Origin of the sequence: Micromonospora humi, from assembly GCF_900090105.1 — a bacterium.
Lineage (GTDB): Bacteria > Actinomycetota > Actinomycetes > Mycobacteriales > Micromonosporaceae > Micromonospora > Micromonospora humi.
On the sequence record NZ_FMDM01000002.1, the window covers coordinates 471,354 to 497,247 of the forward strand.

31 protein-coding genes are annotated in these 25,894 nt (G+C 73.2%); 15 read left to right on the forward strand and 16 right to left on the reverse strand.

Going from position 1 to position 25,894, the window contains the following annotated elements; all coding sequences use genetic code 11:
* Positions 1-60: 60 nt before the first annotated feature.
* On the reverse strand, positions 61-1,041 hold the full coding sequence (locus tag GA0070213_RS05250; protein ID WP_217628584.1) for an aldo/keto reductase: 981 nt from the start codon (positions 1,039-1,041) through the stop codon (positions 61-63).
* Positions 1,042-1,121: 80 nt separating this feature from the next.
* Here GA0070213_RS05250 and GA0070213_RS05255 point away from each other — a divergent pair, with 80 nt between their 5' ends.
* Entirely contained in the window at positions 1,122-2,042 is a 921-nt protein-coding gene (locus GA0070213_RS05255; RefSeq protein WP_091058114.1) for a LysR family transcriptional regulator, read from the forward strand.
* A 32-nt stretch (positions 2,043-2,074) separates the two neighbouring features.
* Here GA0070213_RS05255 and prcA read toward each other — a convergent pair whose 3' ends face one another.
* From prcA to arc, 7 genes are all read right to left on the reverse strand, one after another.
* Entirely contained in the window at positions 2,075-2,905 is an 831-nt protein-coding gene (gene prcA, locus GA0070213_RS05260) for a proteasome subunit alpha (protein ID WP_091058118.1), read from the reverse strand.
* 64 nt (positions 2,906-2,969) lie between these two features.
* On the reverse strand, positions 2,970-3,809 hold the full coding sequence (gene prcB, locus GA0070213_RS05265) for a proteasome subunit beta (protein WP_175441204.1): 840 nt from the start codon (positions 3,807-3,809) through the stop codon (positions 2,970-2,972).
* On the reverse strand, positions 3,728-4,414 hold the full coding sequence (locus GA0070213_RS05270) for an endonuclease VII domain-containing protein (RefSeq protein ID WP_175441205.1): 687 nt from the start codon (positions 4,412-4,414) through the stop codon (positions 3,728-3,730). The genes prcB and GA0070213_RS05270 overlap by 82 nt, the downstream gene beginning before the upstream one ends.
* 22 nt (positions 4,415-4,436) lie before the next feature.
* A complete protein-coding gene (locus GA0070213_RS05275; RefSeq protein ID WP_091058131.1) occupies positions 4,437-4,643 on the reverse strand; it encodes a ubiquitin-like protein Pup in 207 nt (68 codons plus the stop codon).
* A gap of 107 nt (positions 4,644-4,750) precedes the next feature.
* Complete coding sequence (dop, locus tag GA0070213_RS05280; RefSeq protein WP_091058133.1) at positions 4,751-6,268, reverse strand: depupylase/deamidase Dop; 1,518 nt, start codon at positions 6,266-6,268, stop codon at positions 4,751-4,753.
* Between the two features lie 159 nt (positions 6,269-6,427).
* Positions 6,428-7,192 carry a hypothetical protein gene (locus GA0070213_RS05285; RefSeq protein ID WP_091058137.1) on the reverse strand — a complete coding sequence of 255 codons (765 nt, stop codon included), beginning with the start codon at positions 7,190-7,192 and terminating at the stop codon, positions 6,428-6,430.
* A gap of 92 nt (positions 7,193-7,284) precedes the next feature.
* Entirely contained in the window at positions 7,285-9,066 is a 1,782-nt protein-coding gene (gene arc, locus GA0070213_RS05290; protein WP_091058140.1) for a proteasome ATPase, read from the reverse strand.
* A 177-nt stretch (positions 9,067-9,243) separates the two neighbouring features.
* On the opposite strand from arc, the gene GA0070213_RS05295 reads away from it, so the two are divergent.
* Positions 9,244-9,537: a ferredoxin gene (locus GA0070213_RS05295; RefSeq protein WP_091058143.1), complete on the forward strand. Its 294-nt coding sequence runs from the start codon at positions 9,244-9,246 to the stop codon at positions 9,535-9,537.
* 55 nt (positions 9,538-9,592) lie between these two features.
* On the opposite strand, the gene GA0070213_RS05300 is transcribed toward GA0070213_RS05295, so the two are convergent.
* The 3 genes from GA0070213_RS05300 to GA0070213_RS05310 all read right to left on the reverse strand — a co-directional run bounded on the left by GA0070213_RS05300 (position 9,593) and on the right by GA0070213_RS05310 (position 12,317).
* Complete coding sequence (locus GA0070213_RS05300) at positions 9,593-10,165, reverse strand: hypothetical protein (protein ID WP_091058146.1); 573 nt, start codon at positions 10,163-10,165, stop codon at positions 9,593-9,595.
* A gap of 152 nt (positions 10,166-10,317) precedes the next feature.
* Complete coding sequence (locus GA0070213_RS05305; RefSeq protein WP_091058149.1) at positions 10,318-11,262, reverse strand: tRNA (adenine-N1)-methyltransferase; 945 nt, start codon at positions 11,260-11,262, stop codon at positions 10,318-10,320.
* Positions 11,259-12,317 (reverse strand): site-2 protease family protein, encoded by a 1,059-nt coding sequence (locus tag GA0070213_RS05310; protein WP_139128624.1) that lies wholly within the window; start codon positions 12,315-12,317, stop codon positions 11,259-11,261. The genes GA0070213_RS05305 and GA0070213_RS05310 overlap by 4 nt, the downstream gene beginning before the upstream one ends.
* A 165-nt stretch (positions 12,318-12,482) precedes the next feature.
* Between GA0070213_RS05310 and GA0070213_RS05315 the strand changes: the two genes are divergently transcribed.
* From GA0070213_RS05315 to GA0070213_RS05335, 5 genes are all read left to right on the forward strand, one after another.
* Positions 12,483-13,400: a RecB family exonuclease gene (locus tag GA0070213_RS05315; RefSeq protein ID WP_091058155.1), complete on the forward strand. Its 918-nt coding sequence runs from the start codon at positions 12,483-12,485 to the stop codon at positions 13,398-13,400.
* A gap of 78 nt (positions 13,401-13,478) precedes the next feature.
* Positions 13,479-14,402 (forward strand): sensor histidine kinase, encoded by a 924-nt coding sequence (locus tag GA0070213_RS05320; RefSeq protein ID WP_091058158.1) that lies wholly within the window; start codon positions 13,479-13,481, stop codon positions 14,400-14,402.
* Positions 14,403-14,427: 25 nt separating this feature from the next.
* A complete protein-coding gene (locus tag GA0070213_RS05325; RefSeq protein ID WP_091058162.1) occupies positions 14,428-15,111 on the forward strand; it encodes a response regulator in 684 nt (227 codons plus the stop codon).
* A 256-nt stretch (positions 15,112-15,367) separates the two neighbouring features.
* Complete coding sequence (locus tag GA0070213_RS05330; RefSeq protein ID WP_091058166.1) at positions 15,368-16,135, forward strand: ABC transporter ATP-binding protein; 768 nt, start codon at positions 15,368-15,370, stop codon at positions 16,133-16,135.
* Positions 16,135-18,684, forward strand: coding sequence for an ABC transporter permease (locus GA0070213_RS05335; RefSeq protein WP_091058170.1), 2,550 nt, complete (start codon positions 16,135-16,137; stop codon positions 18,682-18,684). Before GA0070213_RS05330 ends, GA0070213_RS05335 begins: the two co-directional genes overlap by 1 nt.
* Positions 18,685-18,737: 53 nt before the next feature.
* On the opposite strand, the gene GA0070213_RS05340 is transcribed toward GA0070213_RS05335, so the two are convergent.
* The 3 genes from GA0070213_RS05340 to GA0070213_RS05350 form a co-directional block, all read right to left on the reverse strand.
* Complete coding sequence (locus GA0070213_RS05340; protein WP_091058173.1) at positions 18,738-19,376, reverse strand: HAD family hydrolase; 639 nt, start codon at positions 19,374-19,376, stop codon at positions 18,738-18,740.
* A 115-nt stretch (positions 19,377-19,491) separates the two neighbouring features.
* Positions 19,492-20,241: a neutral zinc metallopeptidase gene (locus GA0070213_RS05345; protein ID WP_091058603.1), complete on the reverse strand. Its 750-nt coding sequence runs from the start codon at positions 20,239-20,241 to the stop codon at positions 19,492-19,494.
* Positions 20,242-20,325: 84 nt separating this feature from the next.
* Positions 20,326-20,823: a hypothetical protein gene (locus GA0070213_RS05350; protein WP_139128621.1), complete on the reverse strand. Its 498-nt coding sequence runs from the start codon at positions 20,821-20,823 to the stop codon at positions 20,326-20,328.
* 56 nt (positions 20,824-20,879) lie between these two features.
* Between GA0070213_RS05350 and GA0070213_RS05355 the strand changes: the two genes are divergently transcribed.
* Both GA0070213_RS05355 and GA0070213_RS05360 read left to right on the forward strand, forming a co-directional pair.
* Positions 20,880-21,296 (forward strand): hypothetical protein, encoded by a 417-nt coding sequence (locus tag GA0070213_RS05355; protein WP_139128622.1) that lies wholly within the window; start codon positions 20,880-20,882, stop codon positions 21,294-21,296.
* A 78-nt stretch (positions 21,297-21,374) separates the two neighbouring features.
* The gene (locus GA0070213_RS05360) at positions 21,375-22,190 is read left to right on the forward strand and encodes a class I SAM-dependent methyltransferase (RefSeq protein WP_091058181.1); all 816 of its coding nucleotides are present in this window, start codon (positions 21,375-21,377) and stop codon (positions 22,188-22,190) included.
* 12 nt (positions 22,191-22,202) lie between these two features.
* Here the strand turns inward: GA0070213_RS05360 and GA0070213_RS05365 are convergent, their stop codons facing one another.
* The gene (locus GA0070213_RS05365) at positions 22,203-22,382 is read right to left on the reverse strand and encodes a hypothetical protein (protein WP_091058185.1); all 180 of its coding nucleotides are present in this window, start codon (positions 22,380-22,382) and stop codon (positions 22,203-22,205) included.
* Between the two features lie 275 nt (positions 22,383-22,657).
* Between GA0070213_RS05365 and GA0070213_RS05370 the strand changes: the two genes are divergently transcribed.
* Positions 22,658-23,317, forward strand: a complete 660-nt coding sequence (locus GA0070213_RS05370) for an HNH endonuclease family protein (RefSeq protein WP_091058188.1) — start codon at positions 22,658-22,660, stop codon at positions 23,315-23,317.
* 30 nt (positions 23,318-23,347) lie between these two features.
* Here the strand turns inward: GA0070213_RS05370 and GA0070213_RS05375 are convergent, their stop codons facing one another.
* Entirely contained in the window at positions 23,348-23,764 is a 417-nt protein-coding gene (locus tag GA0070213_RS05375) for a MarR family winged helix-turn-helix transcriptional regulator (protein WP_091058191.1), read from the reverse strand.
* A 62-nt stretch (positions 23,765-23,826) separates the two neighbouring features.
* Here GA0070213_RS05375 and GA0070213_RS05380 point away from each other — a divergent pair, with 62 nt between their 5' ends.
* The 5 genes from GA0070213_RS05380 to GA0070213_RS05395 are packed head-to-tail and all read left to right on the forward strand — an operon-like array spanning position 23,827 to position 25,891.
* Complete coding sequence (locus GA0070213_RS05380; RefSeq protein ID WP_091058195.1) at positions 23,827-24,648, forward strand: alpha/beta fold hydrolase; 822 nt, start codon at positions 23,827-23,829, stop codon at positions 24,646-24,648.
* Positions 24,645-24,974, forward strand: coding sequence for a hypothetical protein (locus GA0070213_RS05385; protein WP_091058198.1), 330 nt, complete (start codon positions 24,645-24,647; stop codon positions 24,972-24,974). The genes GA0070213_RS05380 and GA0070213_RS05385 overlap by 4 nt, the downstream gene beginning before the upstream one ends.
* Entirely contained in the window at positions 24,971-25,408 is a 438-nt protein-coding gene (locus tag GA0070213_RS05390) for a MerR family transcriptional regulator (RefSeq protein WP_091058200.1), read from the forward strand. Before GA0070213_RS05385 ends, GA0070213_RS05390 begins: the two co-directional genes overlap by 4 nt.
* Positions 25,392-25,559 carry a hypothetical protein gene (locus GA0070213_RS31405; RefSeq protein ID WP_175441206.1) on the forward strand — a complete coding sequence of 56 codons (168 nt, stop codon included), beginning with the start codon at positions 25,392-25,394 and terminating at the stop codon, positions 25,557-25,559. Before GA0070213_RS05390 ends, GA0070213_RS31405 begins: the two co-directional genes overlap by 17 nt.
* Positions 25,556-25,891 (forward strand): YnfA family protein, encoded by a 336-nt coding sequence (locus tag GA0070213_RS05395; protein WP_091058203.1) that lies wholly within the window; start codon positions 25,556-25,558, stop codon positions 25,889-25,891. Before GA0070213_RS31405 ends, GA0070213_RS05395 begins: the two co-directional genes overlap by 4 nt.
* The last annotated feature ends 3 nt before the right edge of the window (positions 25,892-25,894 follow it).

Genomic DNA, 25,894 nt, shown 5'->3' on the forward strand with positions numbered 1-25,894 from the left:
GACCCGGTGGTCTCGCGACGCCGCCTCCGGGCCGCCGTCGCCCACCGCCCGCGTCCGGGGTCACCCGGCGCCGCCCCGGCGCAGCCCGTGGGCGGCGAAGGAGCGCCGGTCCCCCGCCCAGGCGTCCCGCGGCACCTCCCGGTCGAGCCACGCCAGGTCCTCGGCCGACAGGGTCACCGCCGCCGCGGCGGCGTTCTCCGCGACCCGCAGGGGCGACCGGGTGCCGGGAATCGGCACCACGTCCGGCCCCTGCGCCAGCAGCCAGGCCAGAGCCAGTTGGCCGGCGGTGAGCCCTCGCTCCTCGGCCCACCGCCGCAGGGCCCCGGCCCGGACCAGGTTGTGGTCGAGGGCCGGGCCGGCGAACCGAGGATCGCCGTGCCGGAAGTCGCCCGGGACGAAGTCCCCGGCCGGCAGCGCACCGGTGAGCATCCCCCGCCCCAGCGGGCTGTACGGCACCACGCCGACGCCCAGTTCCCGGGCCGCCGGGAGCACGTCGTCCTCCGGCTCCCGCCACAGCAGCGACCACTCGCACTGCACGGCGGCGATCGGGTGGACGGCGACCGCCTGCCGGAGTTGGTCCGCGCCGAGTTCGCAGACACCCAGCTCGCGCACCTTGCCCGCGGCGACCAACCCGGCCAGCGCCCCGACGGATTCGGCCAGCGGCACCCGCGGGTCCACCCGATGCAGGTAGTAGAGGTCGATCACGTCCACCCCCAGGCGCCGCAGCGAGGCGCCGCAGTAGGCCGGCAGCCGGTCCGGGTGGGCGTCCAACCGCACGCCGTCCGGCTCCCGCACGATGCCGACCTTGGTGGCCAGCACGACGTCGTCACGTCGGCCCGCGATCGCCCGGCCGACCAGTTCCTCGTTGTGACCGGACCCGTAGCTCTGCGCCGTATCGATCATGGTGACGCCGAGGTCGAGCGCACGCCCGATGGTCGCGACCGACTCGTCCGCCCCGCTCGCACCGTAGCCCTGGGACAGGCCCATGCAGCCCAGGCCGATCGCCGAGCAGGTCAGGTCTCGCAGTTGTCGTCGTTGCATACTGACAGCCTCGGACGCCGGCCGACGACATGTCCAAGACACAGTTGCGCTCGGATTCATCACGCTTGATTCTGAATGCCGTGGAACTGCGCCAACTCCGGTACTTCACCGCCGTCGTCCGCTGCGGCGGTTTCACCCGGGCCGCCGCCGAGCTGCACATCGCCCAGCCCGCCGTGTCCGCGCAGATCCGCCGGCTGGAGCGGGAACTGGGCGTGGCTCTGCTGGCCCGCAGCACCCGCCGGGTCCACCTCACCACGGCCGGCGAGGTGTTCCTGGCCCGGGCCGAGCGAATCCTCGCCGAGGTCCGGGCCGCGCACGACGACATCGCGGAGATCTCCGGCGCGTTGCGGGGAAGGGTGAGCGTGGGCGCCACCCCGCTGCTCGGCTGCGTCGACCTGCCCGGGGCGCTGTTCCGGCTGCACCAGCGGCACCCCGGGATCTCGGTCACGCTGCGCGGCGACCTGCTGACCCCTCTGCTGGCCGAGCTCGAGGACGGCCGGCTCGACCTGGTCGTCGGTCCGCTGCACGACGACCTGCCCGACCGCTACGTCACCCGGGTGCTGGCCGAGGAGGACCTCGTGCTGGTCACCCCACCCGGCCACCGACTGGCGCAGCGGACAGCGGTGTCGTTGCGAGCGCTACGCGACGAGCCTTTCGTATGCCTTCCTGTCGGCAGCGGCCTGCGCGCGCTGCTCGACCGGGCCTGCGCCGAGGAGGGCTTCGCTCCGCGGGTGCAGTTCGAGACACACAGCCCCAGCAGCGTCCGGGAACTCGTCGGTGGGGGCCTGGGCGTAGCGCTGCTGGCCCGCTCGGCCGCCCGAGCGCCCGGCCCGGCGATCGGCACCCTTGCGACGCGGCGCCCGCTGTCGCACCCGCCGATCGGGCTGCTGCACCGACGTGACCGGCGGCTCACCCCCGCCGCGCAGGCGCTGGGCCGCCACCTGGCCACCGCCGTGACGGCCCAGGCCGAACCGGAACAGATCGAGCCGCCGCCGGTCTGAGGCGTCGCCCCCGGCCGGCGGCGGCCCGACCGTCACTCCTCCGGTTGCTCGTGCTGGCCCTCCAGGTCGGCGGAGCCGGCCGAGGTGGTCGGCTTCTTCGCCTCCTCGGTCGGCACCGTCGGGGTCTTCGCCCGCCCCGGCGCCGGTGCGACGTCGCCCTCCGCGTCGCCGTCGAGCAACGCCGACAGCGCCGCCCCGGTGATCCGCCGGAACGTCCGGCCCACCCGGGCCCGGTCCAGGACCGCCACCTCCAGCTGGTTCGCGGCGATCGTGCGGGCCGCCCCACCGTCACCGCCGACGCTGCTCAGCGCCTTCATCGCGGCGCGGACCGCCTCGGACAGCGACATCTCCGGGCGGTGCTCGTTCTTCAGCACACCGGCGATCGCCTCGGACTGCCCGCCCATCGCCATCCGGCCCGGCTCGTCGTTGACCGAACCGTCGTAGGTCACCCGGTAGAGCGAGTCGTCCTCGGCCGTGGCGCCCACCTCGGCCACGCAGATCTCCACCTCGAACGGCTTCGACTGCTCGGTGAAGATGGCGCCCAGCGTCTGCGCGTACGCGTTCGCCAGCGCCAGGCCGTTCACGTCCCGCCGGTCGTAGCTGAGGCCGTTGAGGTCGGCCATCCGCACGCCCGCGCGGCGCAGGTTCTCGAACTCGTTGTAGCGGCCGACCGCGGCGAAGCCGATCCGGTCGTAGATCTCGCTGACCTTGTGCAGCGTGCTGGACAGGTTCTCGGCGACGAAGAGCACGCCGCCGGCATAGCTCAGGACCACCGCGCTGCGGCCCCGGGCGATGCCCTTGCGGGCCAGCTCGGAGCGGTCGCGCATGATCTGCTCGGGCGAGGCGTAGAACTGCATGGCCACGGCGGCGGTTCTCCTTCGTGCCTGTGGTGCGGGACTGCTGACTCGGTGGGCGTCGGAAGCGGGGTCAGCCGCCCGGGTTCTCCATCCGGCCGGACACCACGCCCTCGGCGATCGCCGCCGTCTCGGCGTCGGTGAGCCGGTGGGTGCCGTCGGCCGTCGCGGTCATCACGACCGGGTAGATCCGCCGGGTCAGGTCGGGGCCGCCGGTGGCGGTGTCGTCGTCCGCCGCGTCGTAGAGCGCCTCGACGGCCAGCCGCGTCGCGTCGTCGACCGACAGGCCGGCCCGGAAGCGCTTCTTCAGCGCGGACTTGGCGAACAGCGAGCCGGAGCCGATCGCGTCGTAGCCGGTCTCCTCGTAGGGGCCGCCGGTCACGTCGAAGCTGAAGATCCGGCCGGCCCGCGCCGGGTCGCTCGCGGCCAGGTCGAAGCCGGCGAACAGCGGAACCACGGCCAGGCCCTGCATGGCCGCGCCCAGGTTGCCGCGGATCATCGAGGCCAGCCGGTTGGCCTTGCCGTCGAGCGAGAGCATCGCGCCCTCGATCTTCTCGTAGTGCTCCAGCTCCACCTGGAACAGTCGCATCAGCTCGATGCCGATGCCCGCGGTGCCGGCGATGCCGACCAGCGAGTAGGCGTCGGCCGGGTGCACCTTCTCGATGTCGCGCTGGGCGATCAGGTTGCCCATGGTGGCCCGCCGGTCGCCGGCCATGACCACGCCGCCCGCGGCGGAGATGGCCACGATCGTGGTGGCGTGCGGCGCCAGGTCGGCGGCCATGCCGGGCGGCAGCGGCCGACGGCCGGGCAGCATCTCGGGGGCCGCCTTGCTCAGGAACGTGGTGAAGGAGGACGTCCCCGCGTTGGTGAACACATCTGGAAGACGCCCGGATGGATCAAAACCCGCTGCCACGTGGTTCCTCTCAGGTATGTGATCGCCCCGGCCAGGTTGTCGAGGTCGTCCTTGAACTGGCCGAGACCGCCGTTGCAGTTGAAGCAGAGTATCCCGCGCACCCAGCCGGTGCGATGATCGTGGTCCAGATGTTCCGGATCGGGGCGCCGGCAGATCGCGCACACGCCGCCGTGCTCCGCCAGGAGCTCCTGGAACTCCTTCTCACCGACCCCGTAGCGGCGGCGCAGGTGATACTCGCGGCTGCCGCCGTACAGGCGCAGCCTCGTCTCCTTGCCCTTGTCGTTGTGGCAAGGCTTGCAGCATCGGCCGTAGCCTCCTCGGCCTGACCGATTACGCGGGAAGTCGTCCAGAATCTTCGTCTCGCCACAGGTGGGGCAGCGACGATGGCCGTCCGGCACCGCCGGCAACTCTCGGACCTCTCGTCCGTGCTTCTCTTTCAGGCGCTTGGCGTAGCTCGCCTTGGAACGAAGGTTGAAGCACGGCTTGCAGTAGCTGCCGCGCCCGTCGGGCCGCCGGCTGTTCGCACAGGACTCGTCGAGCGGCTTCCACTCGCTGCAGTCTCGGCAACGACGCCGTCCGTCTCGGTCATTGAGCGCTCGAGGCATGTCCGATTTACCCGGTTAAGCCCTATTCACCCCCCTTTTGTACATAGCCTCTCACAAATTCCTCGGCGTTCTCCTCCAGGACGGAGTCGATCTCGTCGAGCAGGTCGTCGACGTCCTCGGTGATCTCGGCGTGCCGCTCGGCAACCTCGGGGTTGGCCTGAGCGGTGACCTCCTCGACCTCCTCGTGGGACTTGCCGGACTGGGTCTGCCCACCCTCTTGTGCCGCCATGGTGGTGCCTCCTCCACGATCGCCTGCGATCAACTTACCTCGCGCGGACGACGAAAGGCCCGCCGCGCGCCGGGTTCCGGCACTCGGCGGGCCTTCCGGCATCCTGGTCAGCCGCCGGTGAGCATCTCCAGCAGGTCCTTGGCGCTCTCGCACCTGTCGAAGAGCTGCCCGACGTGCGCCCGGGTGCCCCGCTCCGGCTCCATCATCGGCACCCGCACCAGCGACTCCCGACCCACGTCGAAGATGACCGAGTCCCAGCTCGCGGCGACCACCTCGGAGGCGTACTGCGCCAGGCAGCGGCCGCGGAAGTAGGCCCGGGTGTCCTCCGGCGGCTCGGTCATCGCGGTCCGGGTCTGCTCGTCGGTGAGCAGCGTCTTCATCGACCCGCGCTGGACCAGCCGGTGGTAGAGGCCCTTCTCCGGCCGCACGTCGGAATACTGCAGGTCGACCAGTTGCAGCTTGTGCGAGCCCCAGCCGAGCTTCTCCCGCTCCCGGTAGCCCTCCAGCAGCCGCAGCTTGGCCACCCAGTCCAGCTCGTCGGCGCACTCGAAGGCGTCGCGGCCGAGCCGGTCCAGCACGCTCTCCCAGCGGTCGAGGACGTCGGCGGTCTGCGCGTCCACGTCGGCGCCGTAGCGGTCGTCCACGAAGGAACGGACCCGGTCCAGGTAGGCCCACTGCACGTCCAGCGCGGTCAGCCGGCGGCCGTCGCGCATCCGCATGAGGTGCTTCAACGACGGGTCGTGGCTGACCGCGCGCAGCTCGCCGACCGGGTCGGCGATGCCCAGGTCGGCGCCGAGCGCCTTCTCCTCGATCATGGCGAGGATCAGCGAGGTGGTGCCGACCTTGAGGAAGGTGGAGATCTCGGAGAGGTTGGCGTCACCGATGATGACGTGCAGGCGCCGGTACTTGTCGGCGTCCGCGTGCGGCTCGTCGCGGGTGTTGATGATGGGCCGCTTGAGGGTGGTCTCCAGCCCGACCTCGACCTCGAAGAAGTCGGCGCGCTGGGAGATCTGGAAGCCGCTCTGGCCGCCGTCCTGGCCGATGCCGACGCGGCCCGCGCCGCAGACGATCTGCCGGGTGACGAAGAACGGCGTCAGGTACGCCACGATGTCGGCGAACGGCGTCTGCCGGCGCATCAGGTAGTTCTCGTGGGAGCCGTAGCTGGCGCCCTTGTTGTCGGTGTTGTTCTTGTAGAGGTGGATGGGGTGGGTGCCCGGGATGGTGGCGGCCCGCCGGGACGCCTCGGCCATCACCCGCTCCCCCGCCTTGTCCCAGCGCACCACGTCGAGCGGCGTGGTCACCTCGGGGGTGGAGTATTCGGGGTGGGCGTGGTCGACGTAGAGCCGGGCGCCGTTGGTGAGTATCACGTTGGCCAGCCCGAGATCCTCGTCGGCGAGCGCCTCGGCCGGGTCGTACGCCGCCCCGGAGTAGGTGAACCCGCGGGCGTCGCGCAGCGGCGACTCCTCCTCGTAGTCCCAGCGTGCCCGTCCGCCCCGGTTGAGTTCCGGTCGTGCTCCGTAGGCGTTGACCACCTGGGACGAGGTGACCATCGGGTTGGCTCCGGCCTGGCCGGGCACGGAGATGCCGTACTCGACCTCGGTGCCCATGATCCGTCTGACGCTCATCGACCTGCCCGCTCCGCTCGCCGTCGGATTCCCCGTCAGGTCGAGCGTAGTCGGCGCGTCGCCGATAGGTGACGCGCCGGGCCCCGGGTGGGCGGGCGGCGTGGCAGGCGGGGGCGCCCGGAGCAGCGCCTTCCGCTCCGGGCGCCCCCGTGTGACCGGTCAGAAGAAGCGGTACATCTCGGCCGATGCCGCCTCGGTGTCCGACGCTTTCGGCGGGTCGATGCGGACCGGCTCGCCGAAGCCGTGCATCTTCATCTCGTTCTCGATGGTCCCGGCGGCCGTGTCGAACGTGTAGGTGAGCAGGGTGAGCCGACCCTCGGGGTCCAGCGTGGCCTGGAACGGCACGGACTTGTTCTTCAGCACCTTGAACGCGTTCCGCAGGGTCTTGCGCTCGCCTTCGGTGGAAGCGGCAGCGACGGCCTTCTCGGCGTCGGCGACACCGGTGTAGCGGCCGTCGCCGGCCGACTGGGCGGACTCCACGCCGCCGAGGATGCCGGCCTGCGACCGGACGTCGAGGCCCTGGGCCAACGGCCCGTCCGGCCGGAGGCGCTTGCGGTCCAGCTTCACCCAGGGCTTACGGTCCGGCTCGTCCTGCTTGACGTAGAGGGCGTCGGCGGTGACGACCATGCTCACCGGGTCGGGGGTCTTCATGTCCAGCGTCATCGCACCGGTGGCGGGTTCGATGGCGGAGCGCATGGTGATGGTCTGTTCCCCCGCCTTGATGGTGACGTCCATCCTGGCCGTCTTCTCCAGGCTGCGGCCGAGGCCCTGCCGGATCGCGGCGACCGGGTCGGCGGCGGTGGATGCCGACGCCGACGCCGAGCCGGAGTCGGCCGGCGTGGAATCGTTGTCGGTGGTGGGGCCGCAGGCGGTGAGCAGGGCGGTGAGGCAGACGGCCAGGGCCGGGGCAAGTGATCTACGCACCGGCAGACTCTAGCGAGATTGACTCCCTTTCGTGGCCCTGGAGACGACCGACCGGGACGACGCCTGCGCGGCGCCGCCCCGGTGGGCCGATCTCAGAGGTACTGGCCGGTGTTGCTGGCGGTCTCGATGGACCGGCCGGCCTCGGCGCCCTTCCCGCCGGAGACGAGCGTGCGGATGTAGACGATCCGCTCGCCCTTCTTGCCGGAGATGCGCGCCCAGTCGTCGGGGTTGGTGGTGTTGGGCAGGTCCTCGTTCTCCCGGAACTCGTCGACGCAAGCGTCGAGCAGGTGCTGCAGACGCAGCCCCTTGCGCCCGGAGGTGAGGAACTCCTTGATGGCCATCTTCTTGCCCCGGTCGACGATGTTCTGGATCATCGCGCCGGAGTTGAAGTCCTTGAAGTAGAGGACTTCCTTGTCGCCGTTGGCGTAAGTGACCTCGAGGAAGCGGTTCTCCTCGGTCTCCGAGTACATCCGCAGGACCACGGCGTCGATCATCGCGGCCACGGTGGCCTGCGGGTCGCTGCCGTGTTCGGCCAGGTCGTCGGCGTGCAGGGGCAGGCCGGCGAGGATGTACTTGGAGAAGATGTCCTTGGCCGCCTCGGCGTCCGGCCGCTCGATCTTGATCTTCACGTCGAGCCGGCCCGGGCGCAGGATCGCCGGGTCGATCATGTCTTCCCGGTTGGAGGCGCCGATGACGATGACGTTCTCCAGGCCCTCCACGCCGTCGATCTCGCTGAGCAGCTGCGGGACGATGGTGTTCTCCACGTCGGAGGAGACGCCGGAGCCGCGGGTGCGGAAGACGGAGTCCATCTCGTCGAAGAACACGATCACCGGGGTGCCCTCGCCGGCCTTCTCCCGGGCCCGCTGGAAGATCAGCCGGATGTGCCGCTCGGTCTCGCCGACGTACTTGTTGAGCAGCTCGGGACCCTTGATGTTGAGGAAGAAGCTGGTGTGCCGCTCCTTCCCCTCGCGCTCGGCGATCTTCTTGGCCAGCGAGTTCGCCACCGCCTTGGCGATCAGCGTCTTACCGCAACCGGGCGGACCGTAGAGCAGGATGCCCTTCGGCGGCCGGAGCTGGTGCTCGCGGAACAGGTCGGCGTGCAGGAAGGGCAGCTCCACCGCGTCGCGGATCTGCTCGATCTGCGACTGGAGGCCACCGATGTCGCCGTAGTCGACGTCGGGCACCTCCTCCAGGACCAGCTCCTCGACCTCACTCTTCGGGATCCGCTCGTAGGCGTACGCCGAGCGGGGCTCGATCATGAGCGAGTCGCCGGCCCGGATCGCACTGCCGATCAGGGTCTCGGCGAGGTGCACGATCCGCTCCTCGTCGGAGTGGGACACCACCAGCGCCCGGTCGCCCGGAGCGCCGTCGGGACCCGCGAGGATCTCCTTGAGCATCACCACCTCGCCGACCCGTTCGAACCCGAACGCGTCGACGATGTTGAGCGCGTCGTTGAGCAGCACCTCCTGGCCGCGGCTCAGCTCGTCGACCTCCAGCGAGGGCGAGACGGCGACGCGGAGCTTGCGCCCGCCGGTGAACACGTCCACCGTGCCGTCCTCGTGCTTCGCCAGGAAGACGCCGTAGCCGCTGGGCGGCTGGGCGAGTCGGTCGATCTCCTCCTTGAGCGTCACGATCTGCGCGCGAGCCTCCTTGAGGGTGCTCACGAGCCGCTCGTTGTTCTCGTTCAGCCGTGCCAACTGCGCCTGGGTGGCGGCCAGCCGCTCTTCGAGCTGCCGGACGTGTCGGGGGCTTTCGGTCAACTTGCGTCGCACCAGAGCGAGTTCCTCTTGCAGGAACGCGACCTGCGTGGAGAGATCGTGGGCTTCCTTCTCCCACCGTGCGGCGCGCGAGTCCGCGTCGTCGCTGCGTGCCACGTCCCACCTCCCCGGGGGGCTTGAACGTTCTGAGCTAACACTAGCCGCTATGAGCCCGATTCGGTCCTCCGCAACGCGCTCGTCACCGAAGCTTGATCGCCAAGGGCTGGTCGACGGGCGGGTACGGGCGTTCGGGTACCGTCGGAGTCCGGGACGGGAGAACATGGGGGGTGCTTCGTGACCGACGTCGCGACGGACCAGTTGCAGGTCTGGGTGGACCAGGAACTCTGCACGGGTGACGGCCTGTGCGTGCAGTACGCGCCGGAGGTCTTCGAGTTCGACGTCGACGGCCTGGCGTACGTCAAGGGCGCCGACGGCGAGCTGCGGCAGGCCCCGGGCGCCCGGGTGGACGTGCCGGAGCACCTGCGCCTCGAGGTGATCGACTCGGCGAAGGAGTGCCCGGGCGAGTGCATCCACGTGGTGCGCGGCAGCGACGGCGTCGAGGTGGCCGGCCCGGAGGCCGACGACTGAGGCGGACGACGATCACGGCGGGCCGGGGACGGCGTCCCCGGCCCGCGCCGTCGTCTCAGAGCATGGGACGCCCGACGACCGAGGCGACCAGCCGGGCGAACTCCTCCAGCCGGGTGATCTGTCCGGCGCCGCCGTCGTCGAGCGTCTTGCCGAAGCGCAGGGCGTCGTGCCGCGGCGTGCCCGACGCGTCGTCGCTCGGCGGCGCCTCGTCCAGCGAGCTGAGCAGCAGGTAGACGTCGATGCTGTCGACCCGGACCGTGCCGTCGTCGGCGCGGGTGAGCCGCCGCCGGCAACCGACCTCGGTGACCGTGGAGACCGGCACCACACGCAGCGACGAGGTCATCGCGCCGGGTGGCCCCTCCCCGGGCGGGACGTCCTCGCCGTGCCAGAGCACCAGCCGGCTGCCGTCGCAGACGACGACCTCCTGCCACACCCCGTTCACCTCGTTGACGAAGCGTTCCAGCGTGAACCCGAGCACCGACGCGCCGCGCAGCACCCCGCCGAGCGCCTCCAGCGCGATGTCGGGGTCTCGCAGGTAGGCCCGGGCGGCCGACTCCAGGTCGGCGTAGGGCGACCAGTCGGGGAAGACGGCGGGCATCTCGCCGTTGCCGTAGCCGGGACTGCTCACGCCACCTCCCGTCGGCCCGTGCCGCCGTCGCCGCCACGGGCGCCCCGCCCGTCCCGCGCGCCGGCCCGCTCCCTCATGCTTACCGTCTCCGGTGTCGTCGTCCCCACGGGCACACATGATTCCCCCGCCCGCACCGGTCCGCGCGCCGGGGGTCAGGACTGCTCGGGTTCCTCCGCCGCCCGGGCCGCCGCGGCGGCGCGCAGCGCGTCGCGGCGCTGCGCGTACGCCTCCGCGCCCTTGCTGGGCTTGCGCCGACGCGGCGGGGCGGTGACCCCGGGGGCGAGCTTGCGCGCGGACACCAGGAAGGCGGTGTGCGCGATCATCCGGTGGTCCGGGCGCACCGCCAGCCCTTCGGCGTGCCAGTCGCGGACCATCGACTCCCAGGCGCGCGGCTCGGTCCAGCCGCCGCGCTCGCGCAGCGCCTCGACCAGCTCGGACAGCTGCGGTGTGGTGGCCACGTAGCCGATCAGCACACCGCCGGGGACGAGCGCCCGCTCGACCATGTCGAGCATCTCCCACGGGGTGAGCATGTCGAGGATGATCCGGTCGAAGCCGGTCTCGGCGCACTCGGCGACGTCGCCGACGTGCAGTCGCCAGGCCGGGTGCGGCCCGTTGAAGAACGCCTCGACGTTGCGTCGGGCGATCTGGGCGAAGTCGTCACGCACCTCGAAGGAGTGCAGCTCACCCTCGGTGCCGACGGCGCGCAGCAGGGAGCAGGACAGCGCACCGGAGCCGGCGCCCGCCTCCAGCACCTTGGCGCCGGGGAAGACGTCGCCCATGGCGACGATCTGCGCCGAGTCCTTCGGGTAGATCACCTGGGCGCCGCGCGGCATGGAGAGCACGTAGTCCGACAGCAGCGGCCGCAGCGCCAGGAACGCGGTGCCGCCGCCGGCGGTGGTGACGACGCTGCCGTCGGGCAGGCCGATCAGGGTGTCGTGCGCGAGGATGCCCCGGTGGGTGTGGAACTCCTTGCCGGGCTCCAGCGTCACGGTGTGCATCCGGCCCTTCGGGTCGGTCAGCTGGACCCGGTCGCCGGGCCGGAACGGCCCGCGGTGCACCGGAGGCAGCGCCGGGACGGTGGAGAGCTCTGCGGTCACGTGTTCGTCTTCCGTTTCGGTTCGAGGAGCTGGGCGAGATCTGCGACGTGCAGCACGCCCACCACATCTTCGCCTGCCGTCACCAGGTACTGCGCGCCCGGGTGGGTGCGGACGGTCTCCAGCACCCGCTCGCCGTCCGCGCCGACCGGCAGGGCGGGCAGGTCGGCCAGGCCGCGGGCCACCTCGTCCACCGCGAGCCACGGCCGCCGGGCCGGGGGTACGGCGGCGGCGAGCGCCGGGTCGACCAGCGCCACCGTACGGCCGGCGGAGTCGACCACGGCCAGCGCCGCGGCCGGCGTGCCGGCGGCGTCGCGGCGGCGGTACGCCTCGGCCAGCGGGGTGCCGGTGGGCACCGGCAGCAACGGGCGGGCCAGCCGGGACAGGTCGACCAGGTGCAGCCGGCGGCCGATGCGGGCCAGCCGGACGGACTGCCCGGCGCCGCGCCACAGCGTCAGCGCGACCAGCAGGAGCAGCGGCAGGGCCAGCGGGGCGAGCGCCCGGCGCAGGGTGAGCACCACCACCAGGGCGAGCGTGGCGACGGCGACCGCCCGGCCGACCCAGCCGGCCACCTCGGTGCCCCGGTGCCGGTCGCGGGTGAGCGCCCAGACCGCCGCGCGCAGTGCGCGCCCGCCGTCCAGCGGCAGGCCGGGCAGGCTGTTGAAGATCGCCACCACCACGTTGCTGACCGCGAGCTGGAAGGCGAGCTGGTGGCCGAGCGTGCCGGCGGGCAGCGCGAGCGTGGCGCCGACCGCGCCGGCGCCGAGCACCGCGGACACCGCCGGCCCGGCCAGCGAGATCAGCAGCTCGATGCGCGGGGTCGGGGCGTCGGCGTCCATCTCGGTGTAGCCGCCGAGAAGTTCCAGCGTGATCCCCCGCACACCGATGCCGAAGCGGCGGGCGGTGAGCGCGTGACCCAGCTCGTGCAGCAGCACCGAGCCGAGCAGCGAGACCACGAAGCCGAGGCCGACCAGGTAGCCGCCGAGCTGCCCGAGGTCGAGCTGGCGGCGGGCCAGGGCCGCGTAGAGCACGGTGACCACGACGGTGAGCAGCAACATCGAGGCGTCGGCGCGCAACGGCACCCCGAAGACCCGGCCCAGGCTGAGCCCGCGCCGGCGCGGTGGTCGGGTCCGCTGCCGCACCCCGGCGATGCTACGCGGGACGGATCATGGACCGGTGCGGCGCTCGCGGCCGTGTCACACCGGTGGCCTAACCTTCCGGACATGACGGCGGAATCGGTGATCGACACCCAGGGCGACCAGACGGCGGCGCGGACGCCGGTCACGGTGCGGGCGTCGCTGTCGCCGTCGCGGGCGGCCGACTTCAAGACCTGCCCGTTGCTCTACCGGTTCCGCAGCATCGACCGACTGCCCGAGCGCCCGACGATCGAGCAGGCCCGGGGCACCCTGGTGCACGCCGTGCTGGAGCGGCTGTTCGACCTGCCGGCACCGACGCGCACCCCGGAGTCCGCCGGCGACCTGGTCGCCCCGCAGTGGGACCGGCTGGTCACCGAGGAGCCGGAGCTGGCGGAGCTGTTCGCCGGTGACGACGCCGCCGGTGTCGAGGGGTTCCTCCGCTCGGCTGCCGCGCTGCTGGAGGGCTACTTCGCGGTGGAGGACCCGCGCCGGCTGGAGCCGGCCGAACGCGAGGCGTTGATCTCCGCGGTGGTCGACGACGAGCTGCTCATCCGGGGCTACCTCGACCGCCTCGACGTGGCGCCGGACGGCGCGCTGCGGGTGGTCGACTACAAGACCGGCGGCGCGCCGCGCGAGGCGTTCGAGGCGCGGGCGCTGTTCCAGCTCAAGTTCTACGCCCTGGTGCTGTGGCGCACCCGGGGCGTGGTGCCGCGGGTGCTGCGCCTGCTCTACCTCAAGGACGCCGAGGTCTGCGACTACGCCCCCGACGCCGAGGAGCTGGTCCGCTTCGAGCGCACGGTGGTGGCGTTGTGGCGGGCGATCGAGCAGGCCACCGCCCGGCAGGACTTCCGGCCCCGGCCGAGCCGGCTCTGTGACTGGTGCAGCCACCAGTCACGGTGCCCGAGCTTCGGCGGCACCCCGCCGCCGTTCCCGGTGGCCGCCGCCGCGCCCGACCCGCTCGTGGACGCCCGTTCCCGCCCGGCCACCCCGGGTGCCGACGAGTGATCCTCCTCCTCGGGGAGGAGACCGGGTTCGGCTGCGGCGACGACGAGGCTCGCCCTGCGGCGGCCTAGCGTCGCAGGCATGACCGACCGGCTGCCGGCCCGCCGCGTGCGCGACACGGTGCTCACCGCCGCGGTGGCGTATGCGCTGGGCCGCGTCACGCAGGCGCGGCGGGAAGCCCGGGCGCGCCGCCGGGCCGCCGGCGAGCGCCGGGCGGGGATCCGCAACGGCGGGGCCGCCGGGGCCGGTCGGGAGCCGGCCCGGGCGGGCGTGCCGGTGCCGCGCGCCGCCGGGCAGGCGGGCGCCGCCGGGCAGGCGGTGGCCGCCGGGCAGGCGGTGGCCGCCGGGCAGGCGGTGGCCGCCGGGCAGGCGGTGGCCGCCGACGAGCGCCGCCGGATCGCCGGGGAGTTGCACGACCTGGTGGCCCACCAGGTCGCCGCGATGCAGGTGCTGGCCACCGGCGCCCGGCGGGCCCTGCACCGGGATCCGGGCGCGGCCGACCGGGCGATGGCCGCGGTCGAGGACACCGGCCGGGCGGCCCTGCGGGAGCTGCACCGCCTGCTGCGGGCGCTGCGCCCCGCCGGCCCGGCGGCCGAACTGGCGCCGCAGCCCGGCCTGTCCGGCATCGCGACGCTGGCGCGCGCGGCCCGCGACGCCGGGCTACCGGTCACCGTGCGCACGTCGGGTCCGCTCGGGGCGGTGCCGGACGGGGTGGCGCTGGCCGCGTACCGGGTCGTGCAGGAGGCGCTGGGCAACGTGCTGCGGCACGCCGGCCCGGCTGCCGCGCTGGTCCGGCTCGCCGCCGCCGGCGGCGCGCTGACCGTGGAGGTCACCGACACCGGGCGCGGCCCGGCGCCACCCGACCGCATCGGGCACGGACTGGTCGGCATGCGGGAGCGGGTCGCCCTCTACGGTGGGATCCTGCGGACCGGACCGGCACCGGGCGGCGGTTTCCGGGTGTACGCCCGGATCCCGCTGGACCCGGCCGGCGCGGTCCGGGACTGACCGCCGGCACGACGAGGGGAAACCCATGACCGAGGCCGCCGCGCCCCGACCGGTGCGGGTGCTGCTCGCCGACGACCAGCCACTGCTGCGAACCGGGTTCCGGATGGTCCTCGGCGTCGAGGACGACCTGGACATCGTGGGCGAGGCCGGCGACGGGGTGGAGGCGGTGGAGCTGGCCCGGCGGCTGCTGCCCGACGTGGTGCTGATGGACATCCGGATGCCGCGGATGGACGGGGTGGCCGCCACCCGGGCGATCGTGGACGCCCGGCTGCCGGTGCGGGTGCTGGTGCTGACCACGTTCGAGCTGGACGAGTACGTGGTCGGGGCGCTGCGCGCCGGGGCGAGCGGGTTCCTGGCCAAGGACGTGCCGGCCGAGGACCTGGTCACCGCGATCCGCACGGTGGCGGCCGGGGAGGCGGTGGTGGCGCCACGGATCCTGCGCCGGCTGCTGGACCGCTTCGCCGACGTGCTGCCGGATCCGGCGGCCGTTCCGCCGCCGGTGCTGGACCCGCTGACCGAACGGGAGCGGGAGGTGCTGGTCCAGGTGGCGCGCGGGCTGTCCAACGCCGAGATCGCCCGCGCGCTGTCGGTCAGCGAGACCACCGTCAAGACCCACGTCGGACACATGTTGACCAAGCTGCGGCTGCGCGACCGGGTGCAGGCCGTGGTGCTGGCGTACGAGACCGGGCTGGTCCGGCCCGGGAAATAGGTGGCGGCGCTCACGTACCGTGACCAACGGCGGCGGTCGGTGGTTGACCATGACGCGACGTGAGGTCCTACCGTCGGCGTCGTCGGCCGCTCAGGGATCACCCTGAGCCGGTCTGGGGGGCGGCCCCCACCAGAAGTTCGGCACGGATTCCGCCCGGGGTCGGAGGGATCCGCGCCCGGCGGCACCGAGGATGGAACTGCCGCACCGGCCAGCGGGGGCGGTGCGGATCCCTAGCCAGACGGAAGAGGTAGATGACGTGACCGCGACGGTAGGCCGGCAGGCGCAGGCCGCGGCCCGGGCGAACGACGTGTGGAAGGTGTACGGCAGCGGCGAGGCGCAGGTGATCGCGCTACGAGGGGTGAGCGCCGAGTTCGAACGCGGCCGGTTCACCGCGATCATGGGGCCGTCCGGCTCCGGCAAGTCGACGCTGATGCACTGCCTCGCCGGCCTGGACTCGGTGACCAGGGGCACCGTGACGATCGGCGAGACGACGGTGACCGGGCTCAACGACTCGGGCCTGACGAAGCTGCGCCGCGACAAGGTGGGTTTCATCTTCCAGCAGTTCAACCTGCTGCCCACGCTCACCGCGCACGAGAACATCGTGCTGCCGCTGTCGATCGCCGGGCGCAAGCCCGACCCGGCCTGGTACGACACGGTGATCGACACGGTCGGGCTGCGGGACCGGCTCGGGCACCGCCCGGCCCAGCTCTCCGGCGGTCAGCAGCAGCGGGTGGCGTGCGCCCGGGCGCTGGTCGCCCGCCCCGAGGTGATCTTCGCGGACGAGCCGACCGGCAACCTGGACTCCCGCTCCGGTGCCGAGGTGCTGACCTTCCTGCGCGACTCGGTGCGCGAGCACGGCCAGACCATCGTCATGGTCACCCACGACCCGACCGCCGCCGCGTACGCCGACCGGGTGGTCTTCCTCGCCGACGGGCAGATCGTCTCGGAGCTGATCGAGCCGACCGCCGAGACGGTGCTGGACACCATGAAGAAGCTGGACACCCCGGTCGAGGTGGGCAACTGATGTTGCGGGCAACGCTGAAGAGCCTGCTGGCGCGCAAGCTGCGCCTGCTGCTGTCCGGCCTGGCGGTGGTGCTCGGCGTCATGTTCGTCTCGGGCGCGTTCGTGCTCACCGACACGCTCGGGCGCTCGTTCGACGCGGTCTTCGCCGACGCCTACGCCGACGTCGACGTGAACGTGGCCGCGAAGCCGAAGGTCGAGCTCTCCGAGGCCGAGGGCGAGCAGGTGGCCGCCCCGGTGCCGGCGTCGCTCGTCGACCGGGTGAAGGCGGTGCCGGGCGCGGCGGACGTGCGCGGCGTGGTCGCCGCCGACGGCGCGCGGCTGATCGGCAGCAACGGCAAGGTGGTCACCTCGTTCGGGCCGCCGCAGCTGGGCGAGAACTGGCTCGGCGAGGGCGACCTGGTGAAGCTGCGCGAGGGGCGCGGCCCGCAGGCCGACGACGAGATCGTGGTCAACGCCGCGCTGGCGAAGGCGGCGAACGTGAAGGTGGGCGACCGGGTCGGTGTGCTGACGCTGTCGCCGAAGAAGGAGTTCACCCTGGTCGGCGTGTTCGGCTACAGCGGTGGCCGGGACTCCGTCGGCGGCGCGAACGAGGTCGCCTTCACCACGCCGGTCGCGCAGCAGCTGATGCTCGGCAAGCCGGACGTGTTCTCCAACGTCACGGCCCGGGCCGGCGACGGCACCACACCGGAGGCGCTGCGCGACGAGGTGTCCCGCGCGCTCGGCGGCGCCTACGACGTGAAGACCGGCGAGCAGCTCGCCGACAGCGCCTCGGCCGGCCTGAAGGAAGGACTGTCCTTCTTCAACAAGATCCTGCTCGGCTTCGCCGCGGTGGCGCTGCTGGTGGGCACGTTCCTGATCCTCAACACCTTCTCGATCATCGTGGCCCAGCGCACCCGCGAGCTGGCCCTGATGCGGGCCATCGGCGCCAGCGGCCGGCAGGTCATCGGCTCGGTGGTGCTGGAGGCGGTGGCGGTAGGCCTGATCGCCTCGGCGGTGGGTCTGGCCGCCGGCATCGGGGTGGGCGCGCTGCTGGCGTACCTGTTCGGGAAGCTGGCCGGCGGTCTCGCCCTGGCCGGGCTCGGTGTGCCGGCCGCGGCCGTGATCGGCGCCTTCGGCGTCGGGATGGTGATCACGGTGGTGGCGGCGCTGCTGCCGGCGTTGCGGGCGGCGCGGATCCCGCCGATCGCCGCCATGCAGGACGTCGCCACCCCGGACCGGCCGTTGACCAAGGTGACCGTCGGCGGCGCGGTGGTCACCACGATCGGCGCGGTGCTGCTCTTCCTCGGCCTCAGCGGCAACGCCGGCGACAACACCCTCGCCACCATCCTCGGCGGCGTGCTGTTCGCGTTCATCGGGGTGGCGCTGCTGACCCCGGTGATCAGTCGCCCGGTGGTGTCGCTGCTCGGGGCGATCTTCGCCTGGTCGGTGCCGGGCAAGCTGGGCCGGCTCAACTCCGGCCGCAATCCGCGTCGGACGGCGATCACGGCCGCCGCGTTGATGGTCGGCATCGCGCTGGTGACCGGCGTGACGGTGATCCTGGACTCGGCCAAGAGCAGCATCAGCTCGCTGGCCGAGGACACCATCAAGGCCGAGCTGGTGATCTCCGGCGCCTCGTCCGGGCCGCGCCCGGCGAGCTTCGACGCGGCGGTGCTGGAGAAGACCGCCGCGATCCCGGGGGTACGGCTGGTCGACGGCGAGTACGGCGACATGGCCACCGTCGGCGGCAAGCGGACCTGGGTGGCGGCGTCCAGCGACGTGGCCGCGCTCCAGCAGATCTTCGGGGCGAAGGCCACCGCCGGCGACATCGGCCGGCTGGCCCCCGACCAGATGCTGCTCAGCTCGGACACCGCGAAGTCCCGCAACCTGAGCGTCGGCTCGACGGTGCCGGTGCAGCTGTCGCGCGGCGACGCCCGCACCTACACGGTCAGCGGTATCTACGAGAGCTCGCAGCTGACCAACCCGGTGGTGCTGCCGCCGCAGGCGGCGGCGGACTTCGCCATCCCGCAGCCGATCCAGGGCTTCGTGCAGCTCGACCCGGGCACCTCGGTGGCCGCGGTGCAGCCGCAGGTCGAGCGGCTGCTGGCGGACAGTCCCGAGGTGTCGGTGGCGGACCGGGCGGCGTTCATCGAGCAGCAGACCAGCCAGACGGACACGCTCATCACCATGATCCAGATCCTGTTGGCGTTGGCCATCGTGATCGCGGTGCTGGGCATCATCAACACCCTCGCGCTGTCGGTGCTGGAGCGGACCCGCGAGCTGGGCCTGCTGCGGGCGATCGGCCTGCGCCGGGCGCAGACCATGCGCATGATCACCGTCGAGGCGGTGGTGATCTCGATCTTCGGCGCGCTGCTCGGCGTGGTGGTCGGCACCGGTCTCGGCGCGGCCGTGGTCCGGGCCCTGAAGGACGAGGGCATCACCGACCTGGTCCTGCCCTGGGGGCAGATGGTGACGTTCCTGGTCCTGGCCGCGATCATCGGCGTGGTGGCGGCGGTACTGCCGGCCATCCGCGCCGCGCGGATCAACGTCCTCGGCGCCATCGCCCACGACTGAGGTGTGAGGAAGGGGCCCCTTGTTATCGCCCAGGCGATAACAGGGGCCCCTTCCTAACGGTCGAGCAGCGCGGCGAGCAGCTCCAGGTCCGCCGTGGTGAGGCTCTCCACCTGGTGCACGCCGTCGGTCGGCGGAAGCGGCACCTCGGCCGGCACGGCCAGCACCGCCGCCCCGGCGGCCAGCGCGCTCGCCACCCCGGTCGGCGAGTCCTCGATCGCCACGCACCGCTCGACCGGCACGCCGAGCAGCTTCGCGGCGGTCAGGTAGGGCTCCGGGTGCGGCTTGGCCTCGCCCACCTCGTCGCCGCAGACCACCGCGTCGAAGCTGTCGCGCCCCAGCGTGTCCAGGGCGACCTCCACCAGCGGCCGGCCGCTGGAGGTGACCAGCGCGGTCGGGATGCCGGCGGCGCGGACCGCGCGCAGCAGCGCCAGCGCGCCCGGCCGCCAGCGCAGCCCGGTGCGGAACAGGTCCAGGATCCGCGCGCTGATCCAATCGGCGCTGGCCTGCGGGTCCCGCTGCGGCTGGCCCAGGTCGTCGTGCACGATGCGCATGGCGTCGGCCATCGAGGTACCGATGATCGCCTGCCGGGCCGCCTCGGACAGGGCGCCGCCGTAGACGGCGGCCAACTCCTGCAACGCGACGTCCCACAGCTTCTCGCTGTCGACCAGGGTGCCGTCCATGTCGAAGAGCACGGCGGCGGGGTGTGGGCTGCTCAGCGGGGCCTCCTTCGGTAGGCGTACCCCGCCGATCCTGCCAGCCCCCAGGCACCGGGCCGCCACCGTCCCCCGAGCGGGGTGACCTGCGGCATCACCGCAGGCCGCAGGCGTCCAGCGAGTTCTCGTAGCCGGCGAAGAACTTGTCGGAGCGCTGTTCGGCGGTGCCGTGCGCGCCCTCGGCGAACCAGGGCTGGTCCGGGTCGTCGCCGACCGCCAGCAACCCTTCCCGGAACTCGTCCAGGTCGCCGTCCTCCAGCTTCAGCGTCCCGGCGCGCACGCTGTCGCCGAGGTACGCCCCGGCCATGCAGTCGGCCTGCAACTCCTGCTGGATGGTGAAGTTGTAGCGGATGCCGAGGCGGGTCTGCACGCCGTGGGCGTACTCGTGGCCCAGCAGGTAGAACAGGAACGCGTCGCCGATCTGCCGGAACGCCGACACCGACCAGTTGACGTCGTAGGCGATGAAGTCGCCGGCGGAGCAGTAGACCGCGTTGTTGCGCGGCAGACCCTGCCCACCGCAGGACACCTCGCCGGCCCGGGTGTAGGCCACCACCCGCCGGATCGGCCGGAACTGCTCCCCCGAGGCGCGGAACTGCGCGGTCCAGTACTGCTCGGCGCCGGCGACGGCGTCGGCGAAGTCCTGCTTGAACTCGGCGACGCTCGTGGTCCCGTCCGCCCGGGTGGTCTCCGCGCCCGGTGACGCCGGTTGCCCGCTGGGGCGCGGGGCGGGCTGCTGCGGCTCGCCCTGGTCCAGCCCGCCGCCCATGCACCCGGCCGCCACCACCGCGGCCACCAGCAGCCCGGCGAGCGGTCCGAGCCGCCGTCGCCCCGCCCTGTCCCCCACGACCACCTCCGTTGTCGAACCCTGTGCCCCGCGCAGTACCCCGACGCCCACCGGCTCTCACGCACCGGCGGCGGCAATCGTTCATCAGATGTCGACGGCGGTGAACAGCAGCAGCGCCCGACCGGGGTCGAGGAACACCTCGACCACGCCCACGCCGTGACCGGCGCCGCGTTCCCAGCGCACACCGTCCGGCACGTAACCGGCCAGCGCCGGCCAGACCTCGGGCGCCGCGCCGGCCACCGGCGTCCAGGTGTACGTGGCGGCCAGCGCGCGGGCGTCGGCCGGCGCGAGCCGCACCACGCCCTGGTAGCGCAGGTCGGTCGGGCCGGGCGCGCGGGAGCAGGCGGAGCTCGGGTAGTCGACCTGCCAGTGGATCTCGGGGTACGCGCCGATCCCGGGCACGTCCCGCTCGGTCCACCGCCGGTCGGTGCGGACCTTCGCCTCCTCCGCGGCGACCCGCGCCGCGCAGTCGTTCTCGCCGGTGTCGCCGTCCCGGACCAGCCAGAACACGCCGCCGCAGGCGGCCAGCAGGACGACTGCGAGCACGGCGGCCACGGGCAGGAGCAATGATCGGCGGGTCACGTCGGCAGGGTAGCCGCCGCCGGCCACCGTGGAGCGGGCCCGGTACAGTGCCCGCCGTGACTGTCGACGTGGCCCTCGCCAGCATCGTCCACTGGCGACGCAGCCTGTGGAACGGCAGGCGCTGCGTGCCGGTGCTGATGACCCTCGACCAGGGCTGGCTGCGGGCCCGTGACCGGCAGGGCGCCGAGGTGTTCGCCGTGCCCGCCGGTCAGGTCGAGGGCCGGTTGACCCGGCTGGGCACGCTGCTGCTGACCGCCGGCGGCCGGCGCTACCCGATCGTCGGGCGCGGCTCCGACATCTCGCCGTCGCCCAGCCCGGAGCAGCGGCGCGCGCTCGACGAGTTCTGGGCCCACCGCGCCCCGCCGACCGGTGACCGGCCCGGCTTCCTCGACCTGGTCGTCAACGACGGCGCGGCGTTCCACACCCGGTCCTGGCGGGACGCACTGGCCCGCGCGGGCGCATCGGTGCGCTGAACCGCGCCGTCAACCGGTGAAGCCGGACCCGCCACGACAGGGCGCCGGCCGGCACGTGGGACCCGTACGCTGCCGCTCATGATCGAGGTGGACTTCGACGCCCACGAGCGGTCCCGCTGGACCGGTCGCGCGCGGGCGTACCGGCGCAGCTTCGGCCGGCTCTGCGCGTACCCCACCGGGGCGCTGCTGGACGCGGCGGCGGTGCGGGCCGGACGGCGGGTGATCGACGTCGGCACCGGGCCGGGGACCGTCGCGGCCGCGGCGCTGGCCCGCGGCGCGCGGGTGGTGGCGGTCGACGCCGAGCCGGGCATGCTCGCGGCGGCGCGGCGCACCGCGACGGGTGCCGGGTTGGTCGGCGGCGCGCTGCCGCGACTGCCGTTCCCGGACGCCCGGTTCGACGCCGCGGTGGCCAACTTCGTGCTCAACCATGTGGGTGACCCGGCGGCCGCGCTCGCCGAGCTGCGCCGCCTGGTACGGCCTGGTGGGCGGGTGGCGGTGACGCTCTGGCCGTTCCCGCATCCGCCGTTGCAGCGGCTGTGGCGGGAGGCGATCGACGCCGCCGACGTGGTGCCACCGACGGACCTGCCCCGGTTGGCGCCCGAACGGGACTTCCCGCGCACCGAGGAGGGCGTGACCGGGCTGCTGAGCGCCGCCGGGCTGAGCGACGCCGGGTGCGCCACCGTGAGCTGGACCCACCGCGCCGACCCGGCGGACTGGTGGGCCGGTCCGGCTGCCGGGATCGGCGCGGTCGGGCTGGTCGTGCAGCGGCAGGCGCCTGCCGTGCGGGCCCGCATCCGTCAGGAGTACGACCGGCTGACCGCCGGTTGCCGTACCACCGACGGGATGTTGGCGCTGCCCACCGCCGCGCTTCTGGGCGCCGCCACGGTGCCGTGATCCGCCCGGGGGCTAGTCCAGCCCGCGCATGATGTGCGGCTCACCGTCGTCGTCACCGAAGCAGCGGTGCAGCACCTGGGCGCGGGCCCACAGGTCCAGGCTGCTCGGCGGCCCGACCGACGCGGGCCGGGGCGGCGCGGTCAGCACGGGCGTCCGCTCGGGCGGCACCTTCGTCGTCACCTGGTCGGCCATCTCCCGCCCCTTTCGTCGTACCCATGCTCGCCCTGGGGCGTCTCCGCCGCGTCAACGGGACGGCGCGGGTGGGGACGCGGCGCTCGGTGTGCCGGCGTCGGCCGTACTCCGGACGGTAGCCCGCCGGGCCGGGCGACACACCCCTTATTCCGGACCCCGTAGCAGGTAGTGGAGGGATGGTCAGCAGATGTTCACGCAAGTCGAACTGGACCATTACTTCCAAGTCTGTCTATATGGAGGCCAGGTAAGCGCCAATCCCGTTCGGATGGAGTCCCATGTCCCGCACCCTGCGCGTCACGGCCACCAGCCTCGCCGCGATCGTGGCCGGCACCCTCGGCCTCGCCCAGCCCGCCCCCGCCGCCGGCTACTCCGCCCCACTCACCACCGCGGTCGCCGGCCTGTCCGTCGCCACCGAGGTCCGCACCGGCTACAGCCGGGACCTGTTCCCGCACTGGATCGACGCGGACGGCGACGGCTGCAACACCCGTAACGAGGTGCTCTACGCCGAGGCCACCACGAAGCCGACGATCACCGGCACCTGCACCCTCTCCGGCGGCCGCTGGTACTCCTACTACGACAACGCCACCTGGACCGCCACCGGTGACGTGGACATCGACCACATGGTCCCGCTCGCCGAGGCCTGGGACTCCGGCGCGCGGACCTGGTCCACCAGCCGCCGCCAGGCGTACGCGAACGACCTGGGCGACGCGCGCGCCCTGGCCGCGGTGACTGACAACGTCAACCAGGCCAAGGGCGACCAGGACCCGGCGACCTGGCTGCCGCCCTACGCCTCCGCCCGCTGCCGCTACGTCGGCGAGTGGGTGGCGGTGAAGATCCGCTGGCGGCTGACCGTCGACAACGCGGAGAAGAACGCGCTGACCAGTTGGGCGAACAACTGCCCGGCCGCCACCGTCTCGGTCACCTACGCCTACTGAGCCCCCGATGCCTGAGCCCCGGACCGGGGCTCAGGCGTCCGCCACGGCGAGCACGCGGCGCAGCAGGGCGAGCAGGTCGGCGCGGTCGGCCGCGGGCAGCCCGGCGTAGCAGTGCTCCAGCACCTCGTCGGCCACCCGGTGACCAGCCTCCAGCACGCGCCGCCCAGCGGGCGTCAGGTGGTGCGGGATGCGCCGGCCGCGCCCGGCGCGCCGCTCCACCAGCCCCTGGGCGACGAGCCGCCCGGCGAGCGCGCCGAAGGCCTGCTCGGTCTGGAACGTCGCGGCGGCGAGTTCGCGCGCCGACGCGCCGGGCGCCCGGTCGACCGCCCGCAGGGCGTCCCACCGGGCGAGCGTCGTGCCGACCGCGATCAGGCCGGTCTCCAGCGCCCGGTGCTGCCGGTACTGGACCTGCTTGACCGTCCGGGCGAGCTGTTGCAGTTCGTGCACCCACCCATCCTAACCCGTCAACTCAACTAGCTTAAATAAGGTTCCTTAGTTAGGGTGATGGCATGACGTTCCTCGCGGGCCACCCCGACCTCACCCTGACCGTCTCCGAGACCGGCCACGGCCGCCCCGTCCTGCTCCTGCACGGCGGCGGCGGACCGGCCACGGTGGGCGTCCTCGGCCAGCACCTGGCCCGGCGCGCACACACCCTCACCCCGGTGCACCCCGGCTGGGACGGCACCGACCGGCCCGCCTGGCTCACCGGCATCGACGACCTCGCCCTGACCTACCTGCACCTGCTGCACGATCGCGGGCTGCGTGACGTGCTGGTCGTCGGCTCCTCCCTCGGTGGCTGGATCGCCGCCGAGATGGCCGTGCGGGACACCGCCGGCCTGATCACCGGCCTGGTCCTCGTCGACGCGGTCGGCATCGACGTGCCCGGCGAACCCATCCAGGACTTCTTCGCCCTCGACCCGAACAGCCTGGCCGAGCACACCTGGCACGACCCCGACCGGTTCCGCGTCGACCCGGCGGCCGTCGCACCGGAGCAGCAGGCCCGGCAGGCGGCCAACCGCGAGACCATGCGGGTGCTCGTCGGCGACCCCTACATGCACGACCCGAAGCTGCGCCGCCGCCTGGCCCGGGTACGCGTGCCCGCCCTGCTGCTCTGGGGCGAGAGCGACCGCATCGTCACCCCCGCCTACGGCGCGGCGTACGCGGCGGCGCTCGGCGACGGCCGGCTGACGCTCGTGCCGGAGGCCGGGCACCTGCCGCACGTGGAGAACCCGACCGCGACGCTGTCGCACCTGGACGCGTGGCTCGACCGGCAGCAGGACGCGCGCGCCTTGCATCCGGTACCCCGGTACAGCCCTACCGTCGAGGCATGACCGAACGTGACTGGGTGCCCGAGGCCTGCACCCTGCCGACCACCGAACGGCCGCGGCGACTCGCCGAGTTCGACCGGCTGTTCCACGACGCCGTCCACCACACCGACCGGGTGTCGGCCCGACACCTGCGGCTGCGCCTCGACGGCGCCGCCGAACCGCTCGCCCGGGACCTGATCGCCCGGGAGTCGGCGTGCTGCTCCTTCTTCACGTTCGACCTCGCCCGACCGGACGGCGCCACGCTGACGCTCGACGTCCGGGTGCCGCCCGCCCACGTCGACGTGCTCGACGCCCTCGCCGAGCGGGCCGCGCCCGCGCCCCGACCGTGACCAGTCTGCGCACCGGCCAGCTCGCCGACGCGGCCGGGGTGAACGTGCAGACACTGCGCTACTACGAACGCCGAGGGCTGCTCGACGCGCCGCGGCGCTCCCCGGGCGGGCACCGGCTCTACCCGGCCGAGGCCGTCACGCTGCTGCGGGTGGTCAAGACCGCGCAACGCCTCGGGTTCACCCTCGCCGAGGTCGCCGAACTGCTCGACGCCGGCCGGCACCGGCACCGCCGCGGCACCGGCCTGCGGGCCCGCGCCCGGGAGAAGCTCGCCGAGGTGGAGCAGCGGCTGGCCGACCTCACCGTCATCCGCGACACGCTGCGGACCGCGATCTCGGCCGGCTGCGACGACCTGATCTCCTGCGCGGACAGTTCCCGCTGCCCGCTGCCGTTCGCCGAACTCGCCGGGTGGACCGACCGTGCCGCACCTCGCTGACCGGCAGCGCCGCCGGTTGCCCACCGGCCCGGCCGCGCTCACCGGCCCGTCCCGGTGGGCCGCGCGGCGCGGCCACCGCGCCGGCCGCGCGGGCGGCGACCGCGTCGGCCGCACCGCCGACAAGATCGTCACGGTACGGTCGGACGCATGACGGTCGCCCGCTCGATCCTGCTGTTCCTGGTCGCCGCGCTGGCCGAGATCGGCGGCGCCTGGCTGGTCTGGCAGGGCTGGCGCGAGAACCGTGGCCTGCTCTGGGTCGCGGGCGGGATCATCGCGCTGGGCGTCTACGGCTTCGTGGCCACGTTCCAGCCCGACCCGAACTTCGGGCGCATCCTCGCCGCCTACGGCGGCATCTTCGTCGCCGGGTCGCTGGCCTGGGGCATGCTCGTCGACAAGTTCCGGCCCGACCGCTACGACCTCGTCGGCGCGGCCATCTGCCTGGTCGGCGTCGCGGTCATCATGTACGCGCCGCGCGCGAGCTGACCA

Bases quoted from the DNA above. Each gene is read 5' to 3' on its own strand.
- GA0070213_RS05385 (WP_091058198.1), top strand. From the start codon at position 24,645: ATGACCGAACGTGACTGGGTGCCCGAGGCCTGCACCCTGCCGACCACC.
- GA0070213_RS05270 (WP_175441205.1), bottom strand. From the start codon at position 4,414: ATGCCTCGAGCGCTCAATGACCGAGACGGACGGCGTCGTTGCCGAGAC.
- GA0070213_RS05380 (WP_091058195.1), top strand. From the start codon at position 23,827: ATGACGTTCCTCGCGGGCCACCCCGACCTCACCCTGACCGTCTCCGAG.
- dop (WP_091058133.1), bottom strand. From the start codon at position 6,268: ATGAGCGTCAGACGGATCATGGGCACCGAGGTCGAGTACGGCATCTCC.
- GA0070213_RS05335 (WP_091058170.1), top strand. From the start codon at position 16,135: ATGTTGCGGGCAACGCTGAAGAGCCTGCTGGCGCGCAAGCTGCGCCTG.
- GA0070213_RS05310 (WP_139128624.1), bottom strand. From the start codon at position 12,317: ATGTTGCTGCTCACCGTCGTGGTCACCGTGCTCTACGCGGCCCTGGCC.
- GA0070213_RS05395 (WP_091058203.1), top strand. From the start codon at position 25,556: ATGACGGTCGCCCGCTCGATCCTGCTGTTCCTGGTCGCCGCGCTGGCC.
- GA0070213_RS05250 (WP_217628584.1), bottom strand. From the start codon at position 1,041: ATGCAACGACGACAACTGCGAGACCTGACCTGCTCGGCGATCGGCCTG.
- GA0070213_RS05325 (WP_091058162.1), top strand. From the start codon at position 14,428: ATGACCGAGGCCGCCGCGCCCCGACCGGTGCGGGTGCTGCTCGCCGAC.
- GA0070213_RS05275 (WP_091058131.1), bottom strand. From the start codon at position 4,643: ATGGCGGCACAAGAGGGTGGGCAGACCCAGTCCGGCAAGTCCCACGAG.
- GA0070213_RS05315 (WP_091058155.1), top strand. From the start codon at position 12,483: ATGACGGCGGAATCGGTGATCGACACCCAGGGCGACCAGACGGCGGCG.
- GA0070213_RS05360 (WP_091058181.1), top strand. From the start codon at position 21,375: ATGATCGAGGTGGACTTCGACGCCCACGAGCGGTCCCGCTGGACCGGT.
- GA0070213_RS05370 (WP_091058188.1), top strand. From the start codon at position 22,658: ATGTCCCGCACCCTGCGCGTCACGGCCACCAGCCTCGCCGCGATCGTG.
- GA0070213_RS05365 (WP_091058185.1), bottom strand. From the start codon at position 22,382: ATGGCCGACCAGGTGACGACGAAGGTGCCGCCCGAGCGGACGCCCGTG.
- GA0070213_RS05320 (WP_091058158.1), top strand. From the start codon at position 13,479: ATGACCGACCGGCTGCCGGCCCGCCGCGTGCGCGACACGGTGCTCACC.